At 70.6% G+C, this 21,315-nt stretch carries 21 protein-coding genes; 11 read left to right on the forward strand and 10 right to left on the reverse strand.

The window, feature by feature from the left end:
- Positions 1–18: 18 nt before the first annotated feature.
- The gene (locus DFJ67_RS03150; RefSeq protein WP_239096951.1) at positions 19–822 is read right to left on the reverse strand and encodes an alpha/beta hydrolase; all 804 of its coding nucleotides are present in this window, start codon (positions 820–822) and stop codon (positions 19–21) included.
- A gap of 134 nt (positions 823–956) precedes the next feature.
- A complete protein-coding gene (locus tag DFJ67_RS03155) occupies positions 957–1,667 on the reverse strand; it encodes a FadR/GntR family transcriptional regulator (RefSeq protein WP_116075561.1) in 711 nt (236 codons plus the stop codon).
- Between the two features lie 154 nt (positions 1,668–1,821).
- Here DFJ67_RS03155 and DFJ67_RS03160 point away from each other — a divergent pair, with 154 nt between their 5' ends.
- From DFJ67_RS03160 to DFJ67_RS03205, 10 genes are read left to right on the forward strand one after another with little or no spacing between them, the layout of a single operon-like run.
- The gene (locus DFJ67_RS03160; protein ID WP_116066478.1) at positions 1,822–2,583 is read left to right on the forward strand and encodes a FadR/GntR family transcriptional regulator; all 762 of its coding nucleotides are present in this window, start codon (positions 1,822–1,824) and stop codon (positions 2,581–2,583) included.
- A complete protein-coding gene (locus DFJ67_RS03165; RefSeq protein WP_116066479.1) occupies positions 2,580–3,851 on the forward strand; it encodes an ABC transporter substrate-binding protein in 1,272 nt (423 codons plus the stop codon). Before DFJ67_RS03160 ends, DFJ67_RS03165 begins: the two co-directional genes overlap by 4 nt.
- Positions 3,851–4,750, forward strand: a complete 900-nt coding sequence (locus DFJ67_RS03170; RefSeq protein WP_116066480.1) for a carbohydrate ABC transporter permease — start codon at positions 3,851–3,853, stop codon at positions 4,748–4,750. Before DFJ67_RS03165 ends, DFJ67_RS03170 begins: the two co-directional genes overlap by 1 nt.
- The gene (locus DFJ67_RS03175; RefSeq protein WP_239096950.1) at positions 4,747–5,577 is read left to right on the forward strand and encodes a carbohydrate ABC transporter permease; all 831 of its coding nucleotides are present in this window, start codon (positions 4,747–4,749) and stop codon (positions 5,575–5,577) included. Before DFJ67_RS03170 ends, DFJ67_RS03175 begins: the two co-directional genes overlap by 4 nt.
- A gap of 19 nt (positions 5,578–5,596) precedes the next feature.
- A complete protein-coding gene (locus DFJ67_RS03180; RefSeq protein WP_116066481.1) occupies positions 5,597–8,680 on the forward strand; it encodes a glycoside hydrolase family 38 N-terminal domain-containing protein in 3,084 nt (1,027 codons plus the stop codon).
- Between the two features lie 5 nt (positions 8,681–8,685).
- Positions 8,686–9,906: an enolase C-terminal domain-like protein gene (locus tag DFJ67_RS03185; RefSeq protein WP_116066482.1), complete on the forward strand. Its 1,221-nt coding sequence runs from the start codon at positions 8,686–8,688 to the stop codon at positions 9,904–9,906.
- The gene (locus DFJ67_RS03190; protein WP_116066483.1) at positions 9,903–10,943 is read left to right on the forward strand and encodes a DUF4432 family protein; all 1,041 of its coding nucleotides are present in this window, start codon (positions 9,903–9,905) and stop codon (positions 10,941–10,943) included. The genes DFJ67_RS03185 and DFJ67_RS03190 overlap by 4 nt, the downstream gene beginning before the upstream one ends.
- The gene (locus DFJ67_RS03195) at positions 10,936–11,721 is read left to right on the forward strand and encodes an SDR family NAD(P)-dependent oxidoreductase (RefSeq protein ID WP_116066484.1); all 786 of its coding nucleotides are present in this window, start codon (positions 10,936–10,938) and stop codon (positions 11,719–11,721) included. The genes DFJ67_RS03190 and DFJ67_RS03195 overlap by 8 nt, the downstream gene beginning before the upstream one ends.
- Before the next feature lie 21 nt (positions 11,722–11,742).
- A complete protein-coding gene (locus DFJ67_RS03200; RefSeq protein ID WP_116066485.1) occupies positions 11,743–12,855 on the forward strand; it encodes a DUF5005 domain-containing protein in 1,113 nt (370 codons plus the stop codon).
- Entirely contained in the window at positions 12,852–13,673 is an 822-nt protein-coding gene (locus DFJ67_RS03205) for an SMP-30/gluconolactonase/LRE family protein (protein WP_116066486.1), read from the forward strand. The genes DFJ67_RS03200 and DFJ67_RS03205 overlap by 4 nt, the downstream gene beginning before the upstream one ends.
- Here DFJ67_RS03205 and DFJ67_RS03210 read toward each other — a convergent pair.
- The 8 genes from DFJ67_RS03210 to DFJ67_RS03245 form a co-directional block, all read right to left on the reverse strand.
- On the reverse strand, positions 13,670–13,966 hold the full coding sequence (locus DFJ67_RS03210) for an HPr family phosphocarrier protein (protein WP_116066487.1): 297 nt from the start codon (positions 13,964–13,966) through the stop codon (positions 13,670–13,672). The genes DFJ67_RS03205 and DFJ67_RS03210 overlap by 4 nt on opposite strands.
- The gene (gene dhaM / locus DFJ67_RS03215) at positions 13,950–14,351 is read right to left on the reverse strand and encodes a dihydroxyacetone kinase phosphoryl donor subunit DhaM (RefSeq protein WP_239096949.1); all 402 of its coding nucleotides are present in this window, start codon (positions 14,349–14,351) and stop codon (positions 13,950–13,952) included. Before dhaM ends, DFJ67_RS03210 begins: the two co-directional genes overlap by 17 nt.
- Positions 14,348–16,006 carry a putative PEP-binding protein gene (locus DFJ67_RS03220; protein ID WP_116066488.1) on the reverse strand — a complete coding sequence of 553 codons (1,659 nt, stop codon included), beginning with the start codon at positions 16,004–16,006 and terminating at the stop codon, positions 14,348–14,350. Before DFJ67_RS03220 ends, dhaM begins: the two co-directional genes overlap by 4 nt.
- Positions 16,003–16,638 carry a dihydroxyacetone kinase subunit DhaL gene (gene dhaL, locus DFJ67_RS03225; protein ID WP_116066489.1) on the reverse strand — a complete coding sequence of 212 codons (636 nt, stop codon included), beginning with the start codon at positions 16,636–16,638 and terminating at the stop codon, positions 16,003–16,005. Before dhaL ends, DFJ67_RS03220 begins: the two co-directional genes overlap by 4 nt.
- The gene (gene dhaK / locus DFJ67_RS03230) at positions 16,638–17,624 is read right to left on the reverse strand and encodes a dihydroxyacetone kinase subunit DhaK (RefSeq protein WP_116066490.1); all 987 of its coding nucleotides are present in this window, start codon (positions 17,622–17,624) and stop codon (positions 16,638–16,640) included. Before dhaK ends, dhaL begins: the two co-directional genes overlap by 1 nt.
- A 143-nt stretch (positions 17,625–17,767) precedes the next feature.
- The gene (locus tag DFJ67_RS03235; RefSeq protein ID WP_116066491.1) at positions 17,768–18,838 is read right to left on the reverse strand and encodes a LacI family DNA-binding transcriptional regulator; all 1,071 of its coding nucleotides are present in this window, start codon (positions 18,836–18,838) and stop codon (positions 17,768–17,770) included.
- A gap of 28 nt (positions 18,839–18,866) precedes the next feature.
- On the reverse strand, positions 18,867–19,202 hold the full coding sequence (locus tag DFJ67_RS03240) for a hypothetical protein (RefSeq protein WP_116066492.1): 336 nt from the start codon (positions 19,200–19,202) through the stop codon (positions 18,867–18,869).
- A gap of 1 nt (position 19,203) precedes the next feature.
- The gene (locus DFJ67_RS03245; protein WP_116075569.1) at positions 19,204–20,166 is read right to left on the reverse strand and encodes a DUF6772 family protein; all 963 of its coding nucleotides are present in this window, start codon (positions 20,164–20,166) and stop codon (positions 19,204–19,206) included.
- Positions 20,167–20,390: 224 nt separating this feature from the next.
- Here DFJ67_RS03245 and nikB point away from each other — a divergent pair, with 224 nt between their 5' ends.
- Positions 20,391–21,314, forward strand: a complete 924-nt coding sequence (nikB, locus tag DFJ67_RS03250) for a nickel ABC transporter permease (protein ID WP_116066493.1) — start codon at positions 20,391–20,393, stop codon at positions 21,312–21,314.
- Position 21,315: the final 1 nt, after the last annotated feature.

The following is a 21,315-nucleotide window of genomic DNA, read 5'->3' on the forward strand; positions in this document are numbered from 1 at the left end:
GTGCACTTGTATGCAAGGTCACGATCGGTAAAGAGCCCGACGCAACGACGACGTCCGCTCCTCCACCGAGCGCAGGCTGATCGCGGCCGACGGGAAGAACTCCCAGCCGTGGAAGGCGCCCGGGAAGACGTGCAGCTCGGTCGGCACGCCCGCGCGCATCAGCCGCGCCGCATAGTCGACGCACTCGTCGCGGAACACCTCCAGCTCACCCACGCACAGGTAGGTGGGCGGCAGGCCGGCCAGGTCGGTGGCCCGCGCCGGCGCCGCATACTCCGACACATCCGGCCCGCCGGCCGCGTCGCCGAGCAGCGCCCGCCACGCGTAGCGGTTGGACGACGCGGTCCACCCGAGGCGCGGGTCGTCGAACGCGGAGCTTGACGCCGTCCGGCCACGGTCGTCGAGCATCGGCGCGACCAGCATCTGGAAGGCCAGCGAAGGGCCGCCCGCGTCCCGCCAACGCAGCGCGGTCGCCGCAGCCAAACCGCCACCCGCGGAGCCGCCGCCGATGGCGATCCGCGCCGGGTCGACACCTAGCGCCGCGGCGTTGTCGAAGAACCAGCTCAGCGCCGCGTAACAGTCGTCGACCTGCGCGGGATAAGGGTCCTCGGGCGCGAGCCGGTAGTCGACCGAAACGGTCACGCAGGGCGCGGCGGCGGTGTAGCCGACCGGCGCCGCATCGCTGCGCGCGCTGCCGACCAGCAGCCCGCCGCCGTGGATCCACAACAAACCAGGCAACGGGCCGGAAACCCCAACCGGGCGGAACACCCGAACAGGCACCGACCGGGCCAACGAGTCCGAGTGCGTCACGCGCGGGTCGCTCATCGCCGCGGGCTCCACTAGCCACGGCTCACGAGCGGCCGACAGCTCGGCGTAAGAACGCGAACTCAACTCTTCGAACGGAGCATCCAAAGCCGAAAGAAAGGCAGCCAGCTCAGGGTCGAGATTGGGATGGAACGTCATGCGCCCTCCGGGTTCAGCGCGGCGGTCACCACCACCCGGACATCGCGGAGGTGGTCGGTCATCAACCGGCGGGCCTTCTCGGGACGGCGGCCGGTCACCGCGGCCAGTATCGCGCCGTGCACCTGGTGGTCGTGATCGCGGTCGCCGTAGAGGTCGAGGATGTGGCGCTGCTCCTCGTCGTGCAGGTCGATCAGCGACTCGAGCACCTGGGCCAGCGCCCGGTTGCCGGCCAGCCGGCCGATCGTGCGGTGGAAACCCATGTTGGCCTGGTGCAACCGCTGGTCTTCGGCGAGCGCCTCGGTCGTGCGGGAGAACGCCACGGTCAGCTCGGCGAGCTGCGCGTCGGTCGCGTTGCGGGCGGCGGAAGCGGCCAGGTGGGGCTCGATCAGCTCCCGCGCCTCCAGCAGGTCGATGATCGCGCCGGGATCGAGGGCCAGCCGGTTGGGGTTGACCATGATCAGGCGGGCGACGTCGGCCTTCACGTAGACCCCGGAGCCGTGCCGGAGCTCGACCGCCCCGGTCGCCTCGAGCCGGCGTAACGCCTCGCGCACCGTCGGCACCGCCACCAGGAAGCGCGAAGCCAGCTCGCGTGACGACGGCAGCCGGTCACCGGGCCGCAACCCCTCGTCACGGATCTGGGCCAGGATCCGGCCGGTCAGCTCGTCGAGCAGCCGGGGGCGGTGCACGGGCGTTGCGCTCAAAGACACCAGGACCTCCACGGCCGCATCAGGTCCACATTGTCACCCACCGCGAGGACAACGCAACAGCGGCATCTCATGAGTAGACCTCTAGACAGCTAGAGAGCAAGTCATCTAGTCTCTTGCCCACTTAACCGGACGGAAACATGAGGGGGTCCGCGGCGTGACGGTCGAGGGAACGCGGGCGGAGCTTGGTTTGCGGCCGAGCCTGTCCGACGCGCTCATCGCCCGGATCGTCGAACTCATCCGTGCCGACGGTCTCGGGCCGGGTGACCGGCTGCCCGCGGTGCGGGTGCTCGCCGAGCGGTTCGCCGTTGCCACCCCCACGATCCGGGAGGCCCTGCGTCAGTTGCAGGCCACCGGGGCGATCGACATCCGGCACGGCTCGGGCATGTATGTGCGGGCCGCGCTCGACCGGGTGGTGATCGCCAATCCCAACCCGCCGACGCTCGGTGGCCTCCAGGCCGCGCAACTGCTCGACGCGCGGCTGCTGATCGAGCCCTACCTCGCCGGCCTCGCCGCCCGCAACCGGGACGCCGGTTCGACCGCCCGGCTGCACGAACTGCTCGACCTGGCGGAGCAGCACCTCGACGGCGACGACGGCCAGTTGCACCACGCGAACACCGCTTTCCACCTACAGGTCGCCCTGGCCAGTGGCCACGGCATCCTGCACGAAGTGCTCGACTCGTTGCTCTCGGTGCACGCCGCCGAGCAGCGGGCGATCCTGCACATCTTCGACGACCGGGCCCGCGATCACGAGGAGCACCGGAGCGTCCTGGCCGCGATCGACGCGGGCGACGAACCCCTCGCCCAGCGCCTGATGCGGCGACACCTCGAGGACGTGGCCGACGTCGTACACCGCCGGCTGCCCTCCTTCCGCCAGCCGGCGGACCCCCAACACATCGACGAAAGGTTGGAACGGTGAAACGGCTCTCCAGCAGGCACAGGCGCCTGGCGATCGCGGCCCTCGCCGTGGTCTCGTTGGGCCTCACCGCGTGCGGTGGAGGTGGCGACGACAAGTCGGCCTCCAACGCGACGGAGGTCAAGCTCTACAACGACAAGGGCGCCTGGAAGACCTACTTCGAAGGCGTCGGCAAACTGTCGAAGGAGCAGATCGGTCTCGGCGTCACGCCGGTCGGCTACACCGACGAGCCCACCTACGAGGCGTTCATCAAGGCCTCGTTCCGCACCAACAACAAACCGGACCTGTTCACCTGGAGTACGGGCGGCCGGCTCAAGGAGATCGTCGACTCGGGCCAGGTGGCCGACACCAGTTCACTGTGGAGTGACGCGATCGCCAGCGGCGACGTGTCCAAGGAGCTGGAGCCCTACTACACGATCGACGGCAAGCAATACTGCGTGCCGGCTAACGTCTCGTACTGGGTGATGTTCTACAACAAGAAGGTCTTCACCGACGCCGGCGTGCAGCCGCCGACGAGCTGGGCCGACCTGATGTCGACGGCCGACAAGCTCAAGGCCAAGGGCGTCACGCCGTTCTACCAGACCTCCGTGCTGTTCAGCTTCGTCTGGTTCCAGCAACTGCTGATCGGCACCGACCCGCAGCTCTACAACGACCTGGCGACGGGGAAGGCGAAGTTCACCGACCCCAAGGTGGTCGCGGTGATGCAGCAGTGGAAGGCCATGGAGGACAAGGGCTACTTCAGCGACCCGGGCAGCAAGGACCAGCCCGAGGTGATGCTCAAGTCGGGCAAGGTCGCGATGGGGCTCTTCGGCACCTGGTTCAACACCAACATGACCACCCAGGGCATGAAGCCGGACAGCGACTACGGCACGTTCGTGGTGCCCAACGTGACGCCGAGCCTGCCCAACACCACGGTGGCGTTCGAGAGCGGCCCGCTCTGCACGCTGACCAAGGCGCCCAACCCGGACGCCAGCAACAAGTTCCTGAAGTGGTGGATGGGCGCCGACGCGCAGGACCAGTGGGCCAACAGCCGCGGCGACGTCTCGGCCAACCCGAAGGTCCAGATCAAGGACCCGGGCCTCAACCAGCTCAACAAGGAGGCCGGTGAGGGCAAGTACACGCTGGCCAACCGCTACTTCGAAGCGGTGCCGCCGGCGGTGCTGACCGCCTCGCTGGACGGCTTCGGTGCCTTCATGGTCGACCCGGGCAGCTACCAGAAGCAGCTCGACACGATCCAGAAGGCGTCCGACGACTACTGGAAGTCCAACTGATGACGGCGACGGCGAGCACCAAAGGAAGAAAGCGGGGCACCGGCTGGAGCGCGCTCGGGTTCATCTCGCCCGCGGTGCTCGTCGTCGCCGTGCTTCTCTACGCACCGTTCCTCTACACGATCTTCTACAGCTTCACCGACTACGACGGGCTCACCTCGCCGAAGTGGGTGGCGCTGGACAACTTCAAGAAGTTCCTCGACGACCCGGCACTGACCACCTCGATCCGCAACACGCTGTTCTGGGTGGTCGGCACCACGATCGTGCCGGTCGCCATCGGCCTGCTGATCGCGCTGCTCAGCTTCGGCATCAGGGGCGGCACGCTGCTGCGGTTGCCCTTCATGCTCCCGTACGCCCTCTCAGGTGCGGGTCTGGGTGTGATCTGGGGTTTCATCCTCCAGAGCGACGGCGCGGCCAACGACCTGCTGCACTTCCTGCACCTGCCGGGTGCCGACATCTCGTTCCTACAGCAGGCGCCCTACAACACGATCGCGATGATCGTCGCGATGACCTGGCAACAGAGCGGGGTCAACGCGCTGCTGTTCCTGGTCGGTCTCCAGTCGATCCCGGTGCAACCTCTCGAGGCGGCCCGGCTCGACGGCGCCAGCGGCTGGAAGATGTTCCGGCACATCACCTGGCCGCTGCTGGCCCCGCTGACCACGGTGGTCGTCGGGTTGTCGCTGGTGGCCAGCCTCAAGACGTTTGACATCGTCTGGGTCACCACGCAGGGCGGCCCGGGTCGGTCCTCGGAGACCCTCGCCGTGACCATGTATCGCGACGCCTTCGTCTCCGGCGACTACGGCTACGGCTCGGCCGTGGCGCTGGTGCTCACCCTGGTCACCGGCGCGGTCACGATCGCCTACCTGCGCTTCCAGATCCGCGGACAGGAGAAGCTGCGATGAAGGAGAGCAAGCTGGGCTGGGTGGCCCGCCGCGGCACGCTGGCCGTGCTCGGTCTGGTCTGGCTGATCCCGGTCTACCTGTTGCTGGTCAACGCTTTCAAGTCGACCGACGCCTACGACGCCGACAAGATCTGGGTGCCCGACAAGAGCTTCGGCCTGTTCGCCAACTTGCGCGACGCGTGGGACACGGTGGGGCTGGGCCAGAGCATCGGCAGCACCGCGCTCTACAGCGTCACCGGGCCGGCCCTGGCCGTCGTGATCGGAGCGATGGCCGGGTACGCGATCGTCGTGCTCCGCCTGCGCGCCGGCTTCTGGTGGTTCCTGCTGCTCTTCGGCGGCACCGTGTTCCCCACCCAGATGCTGCTGATCCCGCTGTTCCTCGGCTACAGCTGGGCCGACCTCTACGACCGCCGGGTCGGGCTGGTGCTCATCTACACCGCGGTCAGCATCCCGCTCGCCGCGTTCGTGATGCGCAACTTCTTCACCGGCATCGCCTACGAGATGTTCGAGGCGGCCCGGGTCGAGGGCGCGTCGACCTGGCACATCTTCCGCAAGATCTATTTCCCGCTGGCGCTGCCGGCGTTGGGCGCGGTCTTCATCCTGGAGTTCGCGTTCATCTGGAACGACCTGCTCTTCGGCCTGACCCTCTCGCAGAGCGACCCGGTGCGGCCGGTGATGACCGCACTGTCGGCGCTGTCCAGCGCGTACGCCGGAAGCTCGGTGCCCGTGCTGCTCGCCGCCGGGCTGGTCATGTCGTTGCCCACCGTCGCGGTCTTCCTGGCCGCCCAACGGATGTTCGCCCGCGGCCTTGCCCTGGGCCAGTTCTGAGAACCTTAGGAAGGACAGCATGACCAGCCGTTTGCTGCGCGCCCGACTCGGCTCGCCTGGCTATGAGGACATGCGCGCGACCCTGCGGGCCGCGGGCACGGCGACCGTCGCGGAGCGCGATGGCGTGACCGTGACGGCGGCGGCCCTGCCGCTGTTCCGCAATGACATCCGCGACGACGGAAAGGGCCTGCGCCAAGCGGTGCGGGTGACCGTGCAGGGCGGCAGCGGTGGCACCGCCACCCTCGCCGACGGCGACCGGGTCGTCGACTCCGGCACCGTCGAGGCCGGCCGGATCGACCTGTGGCTGCCCGAGGTGACCGCGCCGCGTGAGGTGACCATCGAGGTCGCCGGCCTGTCGGGCCGGTTCACCGTCGAGCCCCAGCGCAAGTTCACCGTGCACGTCATGCACCACTCGCATCTCGACATCGGCTACACCGACCGGCAGGGCGTGGTGCTCCGGCACCACCTCGACTATCTCGACTCGGCAGTCGAGCTGTCGACGACCACCGACGAGTGGCCCGACGACGCGAAGTTCCGTTGGACGGTCGAGTCGGCGCTGCCGGTGCAGCGGTGGCTGGAGTCGCGCGACGACGCTGCCGTCGCCCGCTTCATCGAGCTGGTCAAGCAGGGCCGCATCGAGGTCACCGCGATGCCGTTCCAGCTGCACACCGAGGCCTGCTCGGTCGAGGAGCTGCACCGGATGCTGCGCTTCACCGACGAGTTGCGCGACCGGCACGGGATCCCGGTCACCTCGGCGATGCACACCGACGTGCCGGGCGCGGTGGTCGGTTTCGTCGACGCGCTCGCCGCGAGCGGCGTGCGCTACCTGTCGGCGGCGCACAACTGGGCCGGCCGCTCGGTGCCGTTCCTGACCGGTGGCCAGGACCTCGGCCGCCCGTTCTGGTGGCGGTCGCCGGCCGGCAACCGGGTGCTGGTCTGGTTCACCGACAGCTCGCACGGCATGGCCTACATGGAGGGCAACGTCGTCGGTCTCGCCGAGAGCTTCGCGGCGTCCGTGGACCTGCTGCCCGGCTATCTGCACCAGGTCGCCAACAAGCCGGTCCCCTACGGCTCGGAGGCGTTCGGCTGGAGCGTGCTCGACGTCGAGGGGCTGACCAAGAAGCCCTACCCGCACGACCTGCTGCACCTGCGGGTGCAGGGCGGCAACGCCGACAACGCCGGCCCGTCGATCCTCCCGCCGTCGATCGTGCGGGCCTGGAACGAGGCGTACGCGTACCCGAAGCTGCGGATGGCCACCAACACCGAGTTCTTCGAGGAGGCGCAGCAGCGCTTCGGCGACCGGATCGAGGAGCACGAGGGCGACTGGACCGACTGGTGGGCCGACGGCCTGGGCTCCGGTGCCCGCCCGCTGGGCTACGCGCGCAAGGCGCAGCACGCCGTGCGACACGCGGAGACGCTGCACCAGCTCGCCGGCGCGGCCGGTGAGGCGGCGCCCGCGGTCGAGGCGATCTACGACAAGCTCGGCCTGTTCGACGAGCACACCTGGGGCGCCGCCAACCCGTGGCACGACCACGAGGACGGCTTCGACTCGGGCGGCATGCAGTGGGCCCGCAAGTGCGAGATGGCCTACTCGGCCGCCGACGACGCGGAGGACCTGCGCCGGGCCGGCGCGCACCGGCTCGGTGCCCGGTTCGCCGCGCCCGACGGCACGCTGGCCGCCTACCTGGTGACCAACCTCGGCCAGGCCGACCGCACCGACCTGGCCACCGTCTTCGTGCCGGCCAGCACCGTGCCGTTCGAGACGTCGTTGTCCATCGTGGACCCACGCAGCGGCGCCGTGGTGCCACACCACGAGGAGGAGCAGAACCCGATTGACTGGCCGACCCGGCCGGGCGGGCGCTGGGTCAGCTTCGTGGCCGCCGACGTGCCGGCCACCGGTCACGTCCGGTTCGACGTGGTCGCCGCGACCGAGAAGGCGCAGAGCCCGATCGACCTCGGCCAGACCTGGCAGGTGCAGAACGAGTTCTACCGGGTCGACGTCGACCCCACGGACGGCTCGATCGTCTCGGTCTTCGACAAGCGGGCCGGGCGCGAGCTGGTCAACCGCGACGCCTACGCCGGCCTCAACCAGTATGTCTACGACAAGTATTCGACCGCGCCGCACATCAACCACCTGACCGGCCACATCGAGGCCACCGACGAGCACCTGACGCTGCTCGGCGGCCGCTCGATCGGGCGGCGGCCGTCGATCGTGCGGGCACAGCGGACCGCGGTCGGCGAGACGCTGGAGATCGAGCTCGACGCCGAGGGCACCGGCTGGCTGCGCAGCACGATCAGCGTGACCTACGGCGTGCCGCGGGTCGACATCACCAACCGGATGGAGAAGGACGGCACCCCCGCCAAGGAGAGCGTGTTCTTCGCGTTCCCGTTCGCGCTGCCGGCACCGGTGGCGTGGGAGCTGACCGGTGGCGTCGGCGGCCCCGATGTGCCGACCGTGCCGGGCGCCGCACAGCACATGACGCCGATCCGGCACTGGATCGCGTTCGACGACGGCGAGCTGACCGCCGCGTGGGCGACGCTTCAGGCGCCGCTGGCGATGATCGGCGACCTGTTCCTGCCCTACGCGCCGTTCCCGCCGACCGTCAAGCCGAAGCCGGCCGAGCCTGGCACCGTCTACTCCTGGGCGCTCAACAACATCTGGGACACCAACTTCCCCGCGCAACAGCAGGGCGAGACCACGTTCCAGTACGCCATCGCGTCGCGCTCGGGTGCGGACCCGCGCGAGCTCGGCGCCGCGGCCGCGGCGGGGCTGGCCGACCCGTTCGTGGCCGCACCGGTCACCGGCGGGGCCGAGGCACCCCTGGCCCCGCCGGTGCACCGCTGGGCAACGGTCGACCACCCGCTGATCCGGGTCGCCGGGTTCGGCCCGTCGCGGCGGGGCCACGACCTGGTCGTCTACCTCGCGTCGACGGCCGCGGAGCCGGTCACCGTGACACTCGGGATAGAGCGGATGACCGCCGCCGCGGTCGGCACCAGCCTGGAACGCGATCAGGTGCCGGTGGACGTCACCGAAGGCACAGTCCAGATCCCGGTGCCGCCGGGCGGCTTCGTCGCCGTCTCGGTCGACCGGTCGGAGGCCTGACCGCAATGAAGATCGTCGACATCCGGGCGACCACCGTGACCGTGCCGCTCGAAGCGCCGCTGCGGCACGCGAGCGGCGCCCACTGGGGCCGGTTCGTGCGCACGATCGTCGAGGTCGAGGCCGACAACGGCCTGGTCGGCCTCGGCGAGCTGGGTGGCGGCGGCGAGAGCGCGGAGGCCGCCGTGCGCGGCCTTCGCGACTATCTCGTCGGCCACGACCCGGTCAACCTGGAAGCACTGCGGTTCGCCATCGCCAACCCGACGGCGAGCCTCTACAACAACCGGATCCAGCTCCTCGCCGCGATCGAGTTCGCCTGCCTCGACCTGGTCGGGCAGCACCTCGACGTGCCGGTGCACGACCTGCTCGGCGGCCGGATCCGCGATCGGGTGCCGTTCGCGTCCTACCTGTTCTACCGGACCTCGAACGCGGACGGTACCGGCGAGGTGCGCACCGCCGAGCAGCTCGTCGAGCACGCGCTGGCGCTCAAGGCCGAGCACGGCTTCACCGTGCACAAGCTCAAGGGTGGGGTCTTCCCGCCGGAGTTCGAGCTGGATGGCTATCGCGCGCTGGCCGAGGCGATGCCGGGCGACCGGTTCCGCTACGACCCGAACGGCGCGTTGTCGGTGGCCCAGGCGCGCCGGTTCGGCGAGGCGATCAAGGACCTGCCCAACGACTACTACGAAGATCCGACCTGGGGGCTCAATGGCGTACGCCAATTGCGCGATCTCGGCATCCCCCTGGCGACCAACACCGTGGTGGTCAACTTCGAGCAGCTCGCCACGAACGTGCGGGACCCCGCTGTCGACGTGATCCTGCTGGACACCACGTTCTGGGGCGGGATCCGGGCCTGCGTCAAGGCGGCGGCGGTGTGCGAGACGTTCCAGCTCGGCGTCGCGGTGCACTCCTCCGGCGAGCTGGGCATCCAGCTCGCCACGATGCTGCACCTCGGTGCCGTGCTGCCCAACCTCTCCTACGCCGCGGACGCGCACTACCACCACCTGACCGACGACATCATCGCCGGCGGCAAGATGTCCTATCAGGACGGTGTGATCGCGGTGCCGTCCGGGCCCGGGCTCGGTGTCACGCTCGACCGCGCCAAGGTGGCGGAATACGCCGAGCTATACAAAGAGCTGGGCGGCTATCCCTACGACCGGGACCCGGCCCGCCCCGGCTGGTATCCGTTGGTGCCCAACGAGCGTTGGGCCGATCCCGCGATCGCCACGTGAGCGGGCGCTGGCGCCCGGCCCGCAACTGGGGAGCCCGGGTGCACGAGGTCACCGCCTACGGCCACCCGGCCGTGGTGCTGGAGAACGAACTGCTCCGGGTGACCGTGCTGCTCACCGGCGGGCACGTGGTCGAGTTCAACCACAAGCCGCGCGACCTCGACCACGTCTGGCTCGCGCCGGACGCGGTCCGGCCGCCGGCGGCGGGCGGCGCGGCGGCCGACGACGTGGCCGCGTTCCTCGACAGCTATCCCGGCGGCTGGCAGGAGGTGCTGCCCAACGGCGGCGCGCCGGCCCGCCACCGGGGCGCGGCGCTGGCCCAGCACGCCGAGTTGACCGGGCTGCGCTGGGACGCGGAGTTGCTCGTCGACGAGCCGGACGAGGTCGCGGTGCGGCTGAGCGTGGCCGCCCGGCGCACCCCGCTGCACCTCAGCAAGGTGCTCCGGCTGCGGTCCGGCGACCCGACGCTGTGGGTCGACGAGGAGCTGACCAACGTCGCGCCGGTGCCGGTCGAGGCGATGTGGGGACAGCATCTGGCGTACGGCCAGCCGTTCCTGAAGCCCGGCCACCGGATCACGCTTCCCGACGGCATCCAGGTGCACCCGCATCCGGAGCCGATCAACCCGCCGCGGCGGACGGTGCACGCCGGCGGGCCGCACACCTGGCCCATCGTGCCGACGCCCGGCGGCGGCCAGGCCGACCTGAGCGTGGTGCCGGAGCCCGGTGAACCCAGCGAGATCGTCTATCTCAGCGGTTTCGGCGACACCGGCTGGTATGAGCTGCGCGATCCCAACGACGGCACGGGCATCCGCGTCACCTGGGACGCCAGCGTGCTGCCCTACCTGTGGCTCTGGCACGAACTCGGCGCGACCACCGGCTACCCGTGGTGGGGCCGGGCCTACGTGGTCGGGCTGGAACCGTTCTCCAGCCACCCGACGGAGGGGCTCGCGCGCGCCGTCGAGAACGGCACCGCACTGACCCTCGCTCCACACGCGACACTTCGCTTCAACTGGTCGACGGGAGTGATCTGCGATGGGTGAGTTCGACGGGAAGGTGGCGCTGGTCACCGGCGGCACGCTCGGGATCGGCGCGGCGGTCGTCGAAAGGCTGGTCGCCGGCGGCGCGACCGTGGCGTTCTGCGGTCGAGAGGAGGACGCGGTCGCGGCCCTGGCGGCCCGCTTCGGCGACCGGGTGTCCGGCGCGGTCATCGACGTGGCCGACCCGGCGGCGGTGGAGGGGTTCGTCGCCGGGTCGGTCGACCGGTTCGGCGGCCTCGACATCGTGGTGACCAGTGCCGGTATCCAGCGCTACGGCACGGTCGAGGAGACCTCCGACGCGCTCTGGGCCGAGGTGCTCGACGTCAACCTCAAGGGCGTGTTCCTGACCTGCCGGGCCGCCATGCCGCACCTGCGGGCCCGCGGCGGCGGCGCGATCGTCGCCGTCTCGTCGGTGCAGGCCTACGTTTCGCAGCAGGGCGTTGCCGCGTACGCGGTCAGCAAGGCCGGCATCAACGCGCTGGTGCGGTCGATGGCGTTGGACCACGCCGCCGACCGGATCCGGGTCAACGCGGTCTGTCCCGGCTCGGTCGACACGCCCATGCTCCGCTGGGCGGCCGATCTCTACAAGGGCGACTCGACGGTCGAGCAGACGGTGGCCAGTTGGGGCCGCACGCATCCGCTCGGCCGGGTCGCCCGCGCTTCCGAGGTGGCCGAGGTGGTGGCCTTCCTCGCCAGCGACCGCGCCTCGTTCGTGACAGGCGCGGAATACCGGGTCGACGGCGGCCTGCTCGCCGTCAACCCGGCCGCACTCCCCCAGTAGTCGCAACTGATGGAGGAAAGAATGAACCGTCGGACCCTGCTCGGAGGCGCCGCCGGGCTGGCCGCCCTCGGCACCCTGCCGGCCACGCCCGCCGCCGCCAAGACCAGAACCCCAACGCCGCCCGTGGTGCGCTCCGCAATCCCCAACACCAAGCTCAACAACCTTTTCACCGCGTACGCCAACACCGGTGTCGGCTGGACCGGCGCGGACAGCACGTACTCCGCGAAGCTCTCTGGTGGTCGGGAGATCTGGATCTTCTCGGACACGTTCCTTGGCCCGGTCAACCCCGACGGCGGCCGGCCGCTGACCGCGCCGTTCATCAACAACTCGGTCATCGTGCAGCGTGGCAACAAGCTGTCGACCGTCACGGGCACCGTCGACGGCGAGCCGGCGGCCATCTTCCGGCCGCAGACCGAGGGCAACTGGTATTGGATGGGCCCGAACCTGGTCACCGGCAACGTCTGGCAGCAGGTCGTCAACGAGTACGAGAAGACCGGCCCCGGCGGCTTCGACCTGGCCTACGTGAACACCGCGCTGGCCCGCGTCGACACCGACCGGCTCGACCGGCCGGTGAGCTACCACCCGCTCCCCTCGCTGCCGCCGACCATCAGCTGGGCCGCCTGGCTGCAACGGATCGGCGCATTCACCTATGTGTACGGTGTCGAGGACCTCAGCGCCGAGAAGCACCTGCACGTGGCCCGGGTGCGCGGCACCGACCTGCGCGGCGCCTGGCAGTTCTGGAGCGGCGACGGTTGGTCGGCCGACCCGACCGCCTCGCAGCGGGTGCTCACCGGCGTGGCCAACGAATACAGCGTGACACCGTGGCGCGGCCGCTATCTGCTGGTCACCCACGACACCACCGAGCTGTTCAGCGCGAAGATCGTCGCCTACGTGTCGGACCAGCCGACCGGGCCGTTCACCGGCAAGACGGTCATCTACACAACCCCGGAGACGGGGCCGAACGGCAGCTACGGCAACCCGAACATCATCACCTACAACTCGCACCTGCACCCCGAGCACAGCACCGACCGCAAGCTGCTGCTCACCTACAACGTGAACACGCTGGCCAACGACGACCACTACAAGGACGCGAGCATCTACCGGCCGCGCTTCGTCGACGTGGAGCTGTCGTGAGGCTGCACCCCGACGCGCCCGAGCCCTACACGCTCTTCGACGGGCTGCTCAGCAAGCCGCGGCTCGACCACGCCGAGTGCGTCGTGGTGGCACCCGACGGCGCGCTGTGGTGCGGCGGGGAGGGCGGGCAGATCTACCGGATCGACGGTGACCGGATCGAGGAGGTGGCCTCGACGGGGGGCTTCCTGCTCGGTCTGGCGCTGGGCCCGGACGCGCTCTACGCGTGCGACCTGGCGCTGCCCGGCCTCTGGCGGCTCGACCTGGCGACCGGGACGCTGGCCCGGTTCGGCGCCGACATTCCCGGCCACCCGCTGGTCAACCCCAACTATCCGGTGCTGATGCCGGACGGCGGCCTGCTGGTGTCGGACAGCGGCCGGGCCGGCGAGCCGCGGGTGGGCCTGCTGCGCTACGACCCGGACGGGCGGGGCGAGGTGTGGCTCGACGAGCCGCTCAACTTCGCCAACGGGCTCGCGTGGAGCCCCGACCACCGCACGCTCTACGTCGCCGAGTCGTGGGGCTATCGGGTGGCGGCGATCGACGTCGGCGCCGACGGCCGCCCGGCCGGACCGGCCCGCACCTACGCGGAAACGCCGGGGTTCATTGTGGACGGTCTGGCGGTCGACGCGGACGGCACGCTCTTTGTCGGCGCGTACGAGCCGAGCGCGGTGCTCCGGATCCCGGCGCCCGGTCGGGTCGAGGTGTTCGCACACGACGAGACCGCGCACCTGCTGTGCCACCCGACCAATCTGGCGTTCCGCGGCCGGGAACTCGTGGTGGCCAACCTGGGCCGCTGGCACCTGACCGGGTTCAAGCTCTAGGCGTTAGCCGCTTCTTCGCTGGTCAGGATCTCGGCGACCGCGTCGGCCACGGCCGGCGCGTCGGGCCCGGTGACCGTCACCGCCACCTCGGTGCCGGTCACCGCGCCCATCGCCATCACGGCGAGCACGCTGCGGGCGTTGGCCTTCTTCTCGCCCGCGACCAACTCGATGGTGTTCTCCTTGTGCTGCCCGGCGAGCTTGGCCAACTGGCCCGCGGGCCGGGCATGCAGCGGCTTGGGCAGCCGCACCGAGCGCTCCGCGAGAGCGTCGTTGTCCTCAGAACTTGGTGGCATCGCGCGCCTCCTCGGCGGCCTGGGCGACCGCGTCCAGGTCGGCCCCGCTGCCGGCGGCGACGGCGGCGGCCACCGCGCCCTCCACGAACGGCGCGTCGACCAACCGGGCGGTGGTCTCACCGGCCAGGTCGGCCAGCACGGCCCGGGCGCTCAGCACCGCGCTGCCCAGGTCGGGGATCAGCAGCACGCCCGAACCGGCGTCGGCGTCTTCGATCGCCGCCTCGATCCGGTCGGTGCTGGTGCCCAGCCCACCGTCTTCGATGCCGCCGGCCGGCACCACCGTCGCGCCGCCGGCGATCTGCTGCGCCAACTCGGCCGCGCCCTCGGCGAGTGCGGCGCTGTGCGAGATCAGCACGATGCCCACGAGTCCCAGGCCTTCGGTCACGGTACGGCCACCTCGATCCGCTCGTTCACCAACTGCGCGACTTCCCCGGCATCGGCCAGGCGCAGCGCGTCGTCATACAGCGTGCGGCACTGCCCGGTGTCGAGGCGGCGCATCCGCCAGCGGGTCTCGTCGACCCGCGCCACCGCGACGCTGACCGAGCGCACGCCGGCGCCGATCAGCAAGGGCAGCGTGGTCGGGTGCGAACCCGCGTCACCGCACACGGTCAGCGACAGGCCGGCCCGGTCGGCGGCCGCGGCCACCCGGCCGATCATCTCCAGCACCCGGGGGTGCGCGGCCAACTCGGTGCGCGCCCGCGGGTCGACCCGGCTCAGGTCCAGCACCTCGGCCGTCAGGTCGTTGCTGCCGATCGAGAAGAAGTCGACGGCCTGGCCGAGCGCGTCGACGATGTCGACCGCGGCCACCGTCTCGACCATCGCGCCGACCGGCGGGACCGGCAGGTCGAGGTCGGCCGCCGCCGCCTGTGCCGCGGCCCGCACCGGCGCCATCTCCCCGGCGCTGGTGACCATCGGCACCATGATCCGCAGGTCGACGTCGCGGCCGGTGGCGAGCATGGCCCGGACCTGCGCGTTGAGCGCGTCGGGATTGCCGAGCAGCGCCGGCAGGCCGGCCGGCTCACCGGCCAGGAACGGCGGGATCTTGTCGTTGGCGAAGTCGAGCAGCCGGGCGGTCACCTGTGTCCCGCTCGCCTCGGCGAGCAGTGGCGCCAGCGCCCTCCGGTGCTCGGCCTCGTCCGGCCAGCGGTCGGCGGCCATGAACGGAATCTCGGTGCGCACCAGGCCGACCCCGACCGCGCCGCTGTCGAGGCCGAGCCGAACCTCCACATCGGACGCGACGTTGCAGTAGAGGCCGAACGCCACGCCGTCGGCGGTGACGTGCGGCAGGCCGCGCTCGGCGGCGAGCAGCGCGCGGCGCTCGACCGCGCGGGCCGACGCCGCCTCGGTGCGGTCGACCTCGGCGGCCGACGGCTCGGCCACCACCGCGCCGGCGTCGGCGTCGACCAGCAGGTCGGTCGCGTCGGGCAGGTCGAGCACTTCGGCGTCGACGCCCATCACCAGCGGGAGGCCGACCGAGCGGGCCACGATCGCCGCGTGCGAGTTGGCACCGCCACGCACCGCGACCGCGCCGACCAGGCCCTCGCCGAGGTGCTCGATCAGGTCGGCCGGGCCGAGTTCGCCGGCCACCAGCACGAACCGGTCACCGGCCGGGCCACCGCGGCCACCAGCCAGCCGTTCCAGCACCCGGCGGCCGACCTGGCGCACGTCGGCGGCGCGCTCGCGCAGGGCGTCGTCCGGAAGGGAGTCGAGAATGACGGCGTACGCCTCGACCGCGTCGCGCACCGCCGGCAGCGGTGGGTCGGTCTCCGCGGCCTGCTTCGCCGAGTCGAGCAGATCGGGGTCGGCGGCGATCAGCGCGCCGACCGCCACGATGTCGGCCGCGGCGGTGCGGCCCTGTGCGCGTACCCGCTCGGCGACCTGTTCGAGGTCGGCGGCGACGGCCGCGAACGCCGCCTCCACCTCGGCCGGGCCGATGTCGACGGCGCCGGCCGGCAGCGGCCGGTCGGCCCGCCACGAACCGGCGACGGCGGTTCCCGGCGCGACGCCCTGGCCGGACCACCGGTGGGCGACCGCGGTCACGAGGCCTCGCCAGCGGCCACGGTGGCCAGCGCATTCAGGATCAACGCGGTCGACGTGGCGCCCGGGTCCTCGTGACCGATGCTCCGCTCGCCGAGATAGCTCGCCCGGCCCTTGCGGGCCAGCATCGGACCCGTCTCGTGTCGACCGCGATCCGCCGCTTCCGCGGCCGCGCGGGTGGCCGCCGCCAGGTCGCCGCCCTTCTCCACGGCGACCTGGTAGGCGGTGACGGCCGGGCCGAGCGCGTCGAGAATCGTCTTGTCGCCCTCGCGCGCGGCGCCGAGTTGCTGGATCCCGTTGAAGGCGGCCTCCAGCGCGCCGCCGAGCCGGGCGGCGTCGACGTCGGTGACGTCGCCCAGCGACTTGCCGGCCTGGCGGAACGCGGTCCCGTAGAGCGGGCCCGACGCCCCGCCGGTCTTGCTGATCAACCCCCGGCCGACCGTCGTCAGCACGGTGCCCGGGGTGTTGGCCTCCGCGTCGTCGAGCATCTCGACGGCGGCCTGGAAACCGCGGCGCAGGTTGATGCCGTGGTCACCATCGCCGATCGCCGCGTCGAGTTCGGTCAGCTCACCGGCCTGCTCCGTGATCAGCCGGCTGGACTCGCGCACCCACGCGCGAAAGTCGCCGGTGTCCATCAACGACCCCACCGCAGAGCCGGCGTCTGCACCGGGAAGTCCCACAGCTCGGTGAGGTCCGGGGTCATCCGGGCCACGGTGATCGAGCAGCCGGCCATCTCCAGGCTGGTGATGTAGTTGCCGACCAGGTTGCGGGTGATGGTGGCGCCGTGCCCCTCCAGCCACTCGGCGACGGCGGCGTAGACGACGTACAGCTCGATCAACGGGGTGCCGCCCAGGCCGTTGACCATCACCATGACGTCGCCGGAGAGCGGCATGTCGGCGTGGATCGCATCCAGCGCGAAGCCGGCGATCTCGCGGGCGGTGGTGATCGGGCCACGCTGGCGGCCGGGCTCGCCGTGGATGCCGACACCCAGCTCGATCTCGGTGTCGCCGAGCTCGAAGCCGGGCTTGCCGGTGGCCGGGATGACGTTGGCGCTCAGCGCCACGCCGAACGACCGGGAGCGCTCGTTGACCTCGCGGCCGACCGCCGCGGCGGCGGCAAGGTCGGCGCCGCGCTCGGCGGCCGCTCCGACGATCTTCTCGACGAAGACCGTGCCGCCGGTGCCCCGCCGGCCGGCGGTGTAGGTGCTGTTCTCCACCGCGACGTCGTCGTTGACCAGGACGGTCTCGACCGGTGTGCCGTCGTCGCCGGCCAGCTCGGCGGCCATCTGGAAGTTGAGCACGTCGCCGGTGTAGTTCTTGACGATGTGCAGCACGCCGTTGCCACCGTCGACCGCGTTGGTGGCGGCCAGCAACTGGTCGGGCACCGGTGAGGTGAAGATCTCGCCCGGGCAGGCGGCGTCGAGCATGCCGTAGCCGACGAAGCCGCCGTGCAGCGGTTCGTGGCCCGAGCCGCCGCCGGAGACCAGCCCGACTTTGCCCGCCGTCGGTCCGCGGGAGATATACCGGTCCTCGAGGTTGACCGTCAGGTCCGGGTACGCGGCCGCGAACCCGATGAGCGCGTCGGTGAGCACGCCGTCGGGCGCGTTGATCAGCTTCTTCACGACTCTGACTCCTTATCCGGCTGTGCCGCGAGTGCCCGGTGAGCGAGGCGGAAGAACGAGGATCAGGCCCCGCGAAAGGCGGGCACGTGGCCAAGCAGCGCGTGCGCGAAGGCCACCCCTGCCAAGATTCAGCTTAGCTGTCGTTAAGTGAGCGGGATCCGGCTTCGCGGAATCGCTGGCCCGGTGGATTCACGGGTTACCAGGGTTGGTGCGATGAGCTGCTTGCGGGGTTCGGCGTCCGGGCTCTCGATCTGCTCCAGCAGCAGGTCGACCGCGGTGCTGCCGACCTCCTGGGCGGGCAGCCGCACGGTGGTCAGCGAGGGCGACAGGAACTCGGAGAACGGGTAGTCGCCGAACCCGATCACCATCATGTCGCCGGGCACCTTGAGGCCGTGCTCGTGCAGGGCCCGGTAGAGCCCGAGCGCGAAGTAGTCGTTGCCGACCACGACCGCGTCCGGCAGGGCGGGCCGGCGCAGCAGCCGGCGGGCGACCCGGTAGGCCTGCTCGGGCTGCCACGGCAGCGCCGCTTCCTCGTAGCGCCGGGTCGGCACCGAGATCACGCTGCCCCGCGGCACCGGCAGGTCGGCTTCGGCCATCGCCCGGCGGAAGCCAGCGATCCGGTCTTCGATCGTGGTGATCGGCAGGTCTTCCTCGAGCACCACGATCGAGCGCGCGCCGCGGGCGATCGCGTGCGCGGTGGCCTGATAGGCGCCGAGGGCGTTGTCGGTGCCGACGAACGGGTAGCCGAGATCGGGCAGGTCGCGGTTGATCAGCACGGTCGGCACGCCCACCCCGCCCAGGCGGCGCCACGGGTCGACCTTGCCCTGCACCGGCACGACGATCGCGCCGCTGACCGACGAGCGCAGCAGCGACTCGGCCGCCCGCGCCTCGATCTCCTCGGACTCGTCGGTCACCGCCAGCAGCAGTGAGTAGCCGTGTGCCCGGGCGCGCAGCTCGATGCCGGAGATGAGCTGCGCGTAGAAGGGGTTGGACGGGTTGGTGATGACCAGCCCGAAGGTCATCGCCGAGCCGAGGACGAGCGAGCGGGCCAGCGTGTTGGGCACGTAGCCGACCCGTTCGGCCTCGGCGCGCACCAGCGCGCGGGTGCGCGCGCCGATGCCGTCCTTTCCGGACAGGGCACGGGAGACGGTGTTGACCGACAGGTCGAGCGTCGCCGCGATGTCGCGCAACGTGTGCCGGCGGCCCTCAACCATCCCGTGCCCTTTCCCTACCGGCGTTCGGTCAGCTCTTGGCGGTCAGATAGATACGCATTGTGGCCGACGGACGGTCGCCCGCCAACGTGCCACGCAACCGCAGCCACTGGCCGAAACCGGCGACCGGCCAGGTAACCAGACCGGCGCCGGTGACCAGATGCTCCTCGCCGTCGAGGTCGCACCAGGTCAGCCCGTCGGGCGAGATCTGGGTGACCATCCGGATGGCGAGGTCGTCGCCGGCGGTGGCCAGCGTGTGCACGAACCAGCGCGCCTCGCCGGCCCACGCCGCCTCGTAGGGCTCGGTGACGAAGTCACCGGTGAACGTCGTGTCCCGCTCGAGGACCGCTGTCAGTGCCTGCCGCATGTCACCACTCCGTGGAGATGAGGACGGAATCCAGGAAGAGGAAGTTGCGGACGGTCGAGTGGGTCCGCACGGAGAAGTAGAAGTTGAGCAGGTTCTCCAGCGAGTCGTAGCGCTCCGCGTAGGGCGGCACCGGCAACCCCGACATGTCCATCAACCGGTCGTTGACCTGCAACTCGACACTGCGGCGTTCGCGAGTGTCGATCAGCCAGCGCAGGTAGTGCCAGTTGACCTTCGTCGGCACCTCGTTGTAGCAGAGCTCCTGCGGCTCGCCGAACGGCTTCCAGTCGTCGGGGTTCGGCGCGGTGAAGTCGGCCGCGTAGCCCAGCTTGACCTTGCCCTCCAGGTGCTCGCGGGGCGTCGGCTCGGGCACCACCGGGTAGACCCACTGGCGGGTGAGCTGGTTGTCCAGCGAGGTGTTCAGGTAGCGCGCCACCGTGTGGTAGCGCAGGCCGCCGTCGCCGCACAGGTCGGTCGCCACGGTGAAGCAGCCGAACTGCGCCTCCGACGGGTGCAGGTTGCCGTCCCAGGTGACGTCGCCGAACTGGTCGCTGCCGGAAGGGTCGACGGTCGCCTCGGCCTTGAAGGTGAAGTAGGCCTCGAGCTGCAACAACCCGCGGCCGCTCATGGTGAGCCGGCGGATCGCCGTCGCGGTGTGCCCTTCGTAGGGACGGGTGGCCAGCTTGAGCGCGTAGGTGCCGCTCATCGCGCCGTGCGTGCCGATGTCGAAGAACGTGCACGAGGACAGCTGCGGTGGCCGGAAGTCGCGCATGTGGTCGTCGACCGTTGAAAGGTCGCCGCGACCGTTGTAGTTGCCGAGCAACTCGGTCCAGCCGTGCGTTCCGGAATTGAAGTCGTCGTGGGCGAGAATCCGCCGCAGCGGCGAGAACTTCGACAACCGGGGGTCGCTCGACCTGATCGCGTCGCGAAGTTCGGCGGCCGTGTCGGGCCGCTCCGATGTGGTCATCCAGCGCTCCTGGAAAAGGTTGGTGTCGCGGACGGACATTAACGTTAATGCGAGAGAGCCGTCAAGGGCTCGGCCGGGCCGTCGCCACGAGATCGGAAGATGTTTGCCCAGCTCATGGCGGCAGTCCAGACCGGAGAGTTGCTCATGATGCTTGACGGGGGTGGACCGGCCACCTAGCATCGGCCAGCAGCTCCATTAACGTTAACGTAGCAATAGGACCGACCATGACGGCGTATCTGATCCGGCGCATCGTCTTCGCGCTGTTCGTCCTCTGGGGCGCGGTGACGATTGTGTTCCTGGTGCTGCGACTCGTTCCCGGAGATCCGGCGCAGCTCATTCTCGGCTCCGACGCGACCGCGGAACAGATCGCGGCCCTGCGCACCCAGATGGGGCTCGACCAGTCCCTCCCCGTGCAATACGGGCACTATCTCGGCGACGTCGCCAGATTTGATTTCGGCGATTCCTACCGCTACCACCGCGACGCGATGGGGCTGGTCCTGGACCGGCTGCCCGCGACGCTGCAACTCGCGTCTGTGGCCATGGTGATCGCGCTGGTGCTCGGCATCGGGCTCGGCGTCATCGCGGCCCTGCGGGTCAACCGGTTCGCCGACCGGGTGGTCTCGGTCTTCGCCCTGCTCTCCCAGTCGATGCCGTCGTTCTGGATCGGCATCGTGTTCATCCTGGTCTTCGCGCGGCAGCTCAACTGGCTGGCCAGCGGCGGCCGGGGCGGGCTCGACCGGCTGATCCTGCCCGGGGTGACCCTTGCCCTGCCGGTCATCGCGATCCTGATCCGGCTGACCCGCAGCGGGCTGCTCGACGTCGTGCACGAGAACTACATCCAGACCGCCCGGGCCAAGGGACTGGGCGAACGGGTGGTGATCTTCCCGCACGCCATCCGCAACGCGCTGATCCCGATCGTGACGGTGGCCGGCATCGAGTTCGGCAAGCTGCTCGGCGGCGCCGTCATCGTCGAGACGGTCTTCTCCTGGCCGGGTGCCGGGCGCCTGCTGATCGACTCCATCTCGGCCCGCGACTACAACGTCGTCCAGGCCGCCATCCTGCTGATCGCCGCCGGGTTCGTCGCCATCAACCTGATCGTCGACGTCCTCTACGGCTACCTCGACCCGCGCATCCGACTGGGACGGTGAG

Origin of the sequence: Asanoa ferruginea (assembly GCF_003387075.1) — a bacterium.
GTDB classification, from domain to species: Bacteria; Actinomycetota; Actinomycetes; order Mycobacteriales; family Micromonosporaceae; genus Asanoa; species Asanoa ferruginea.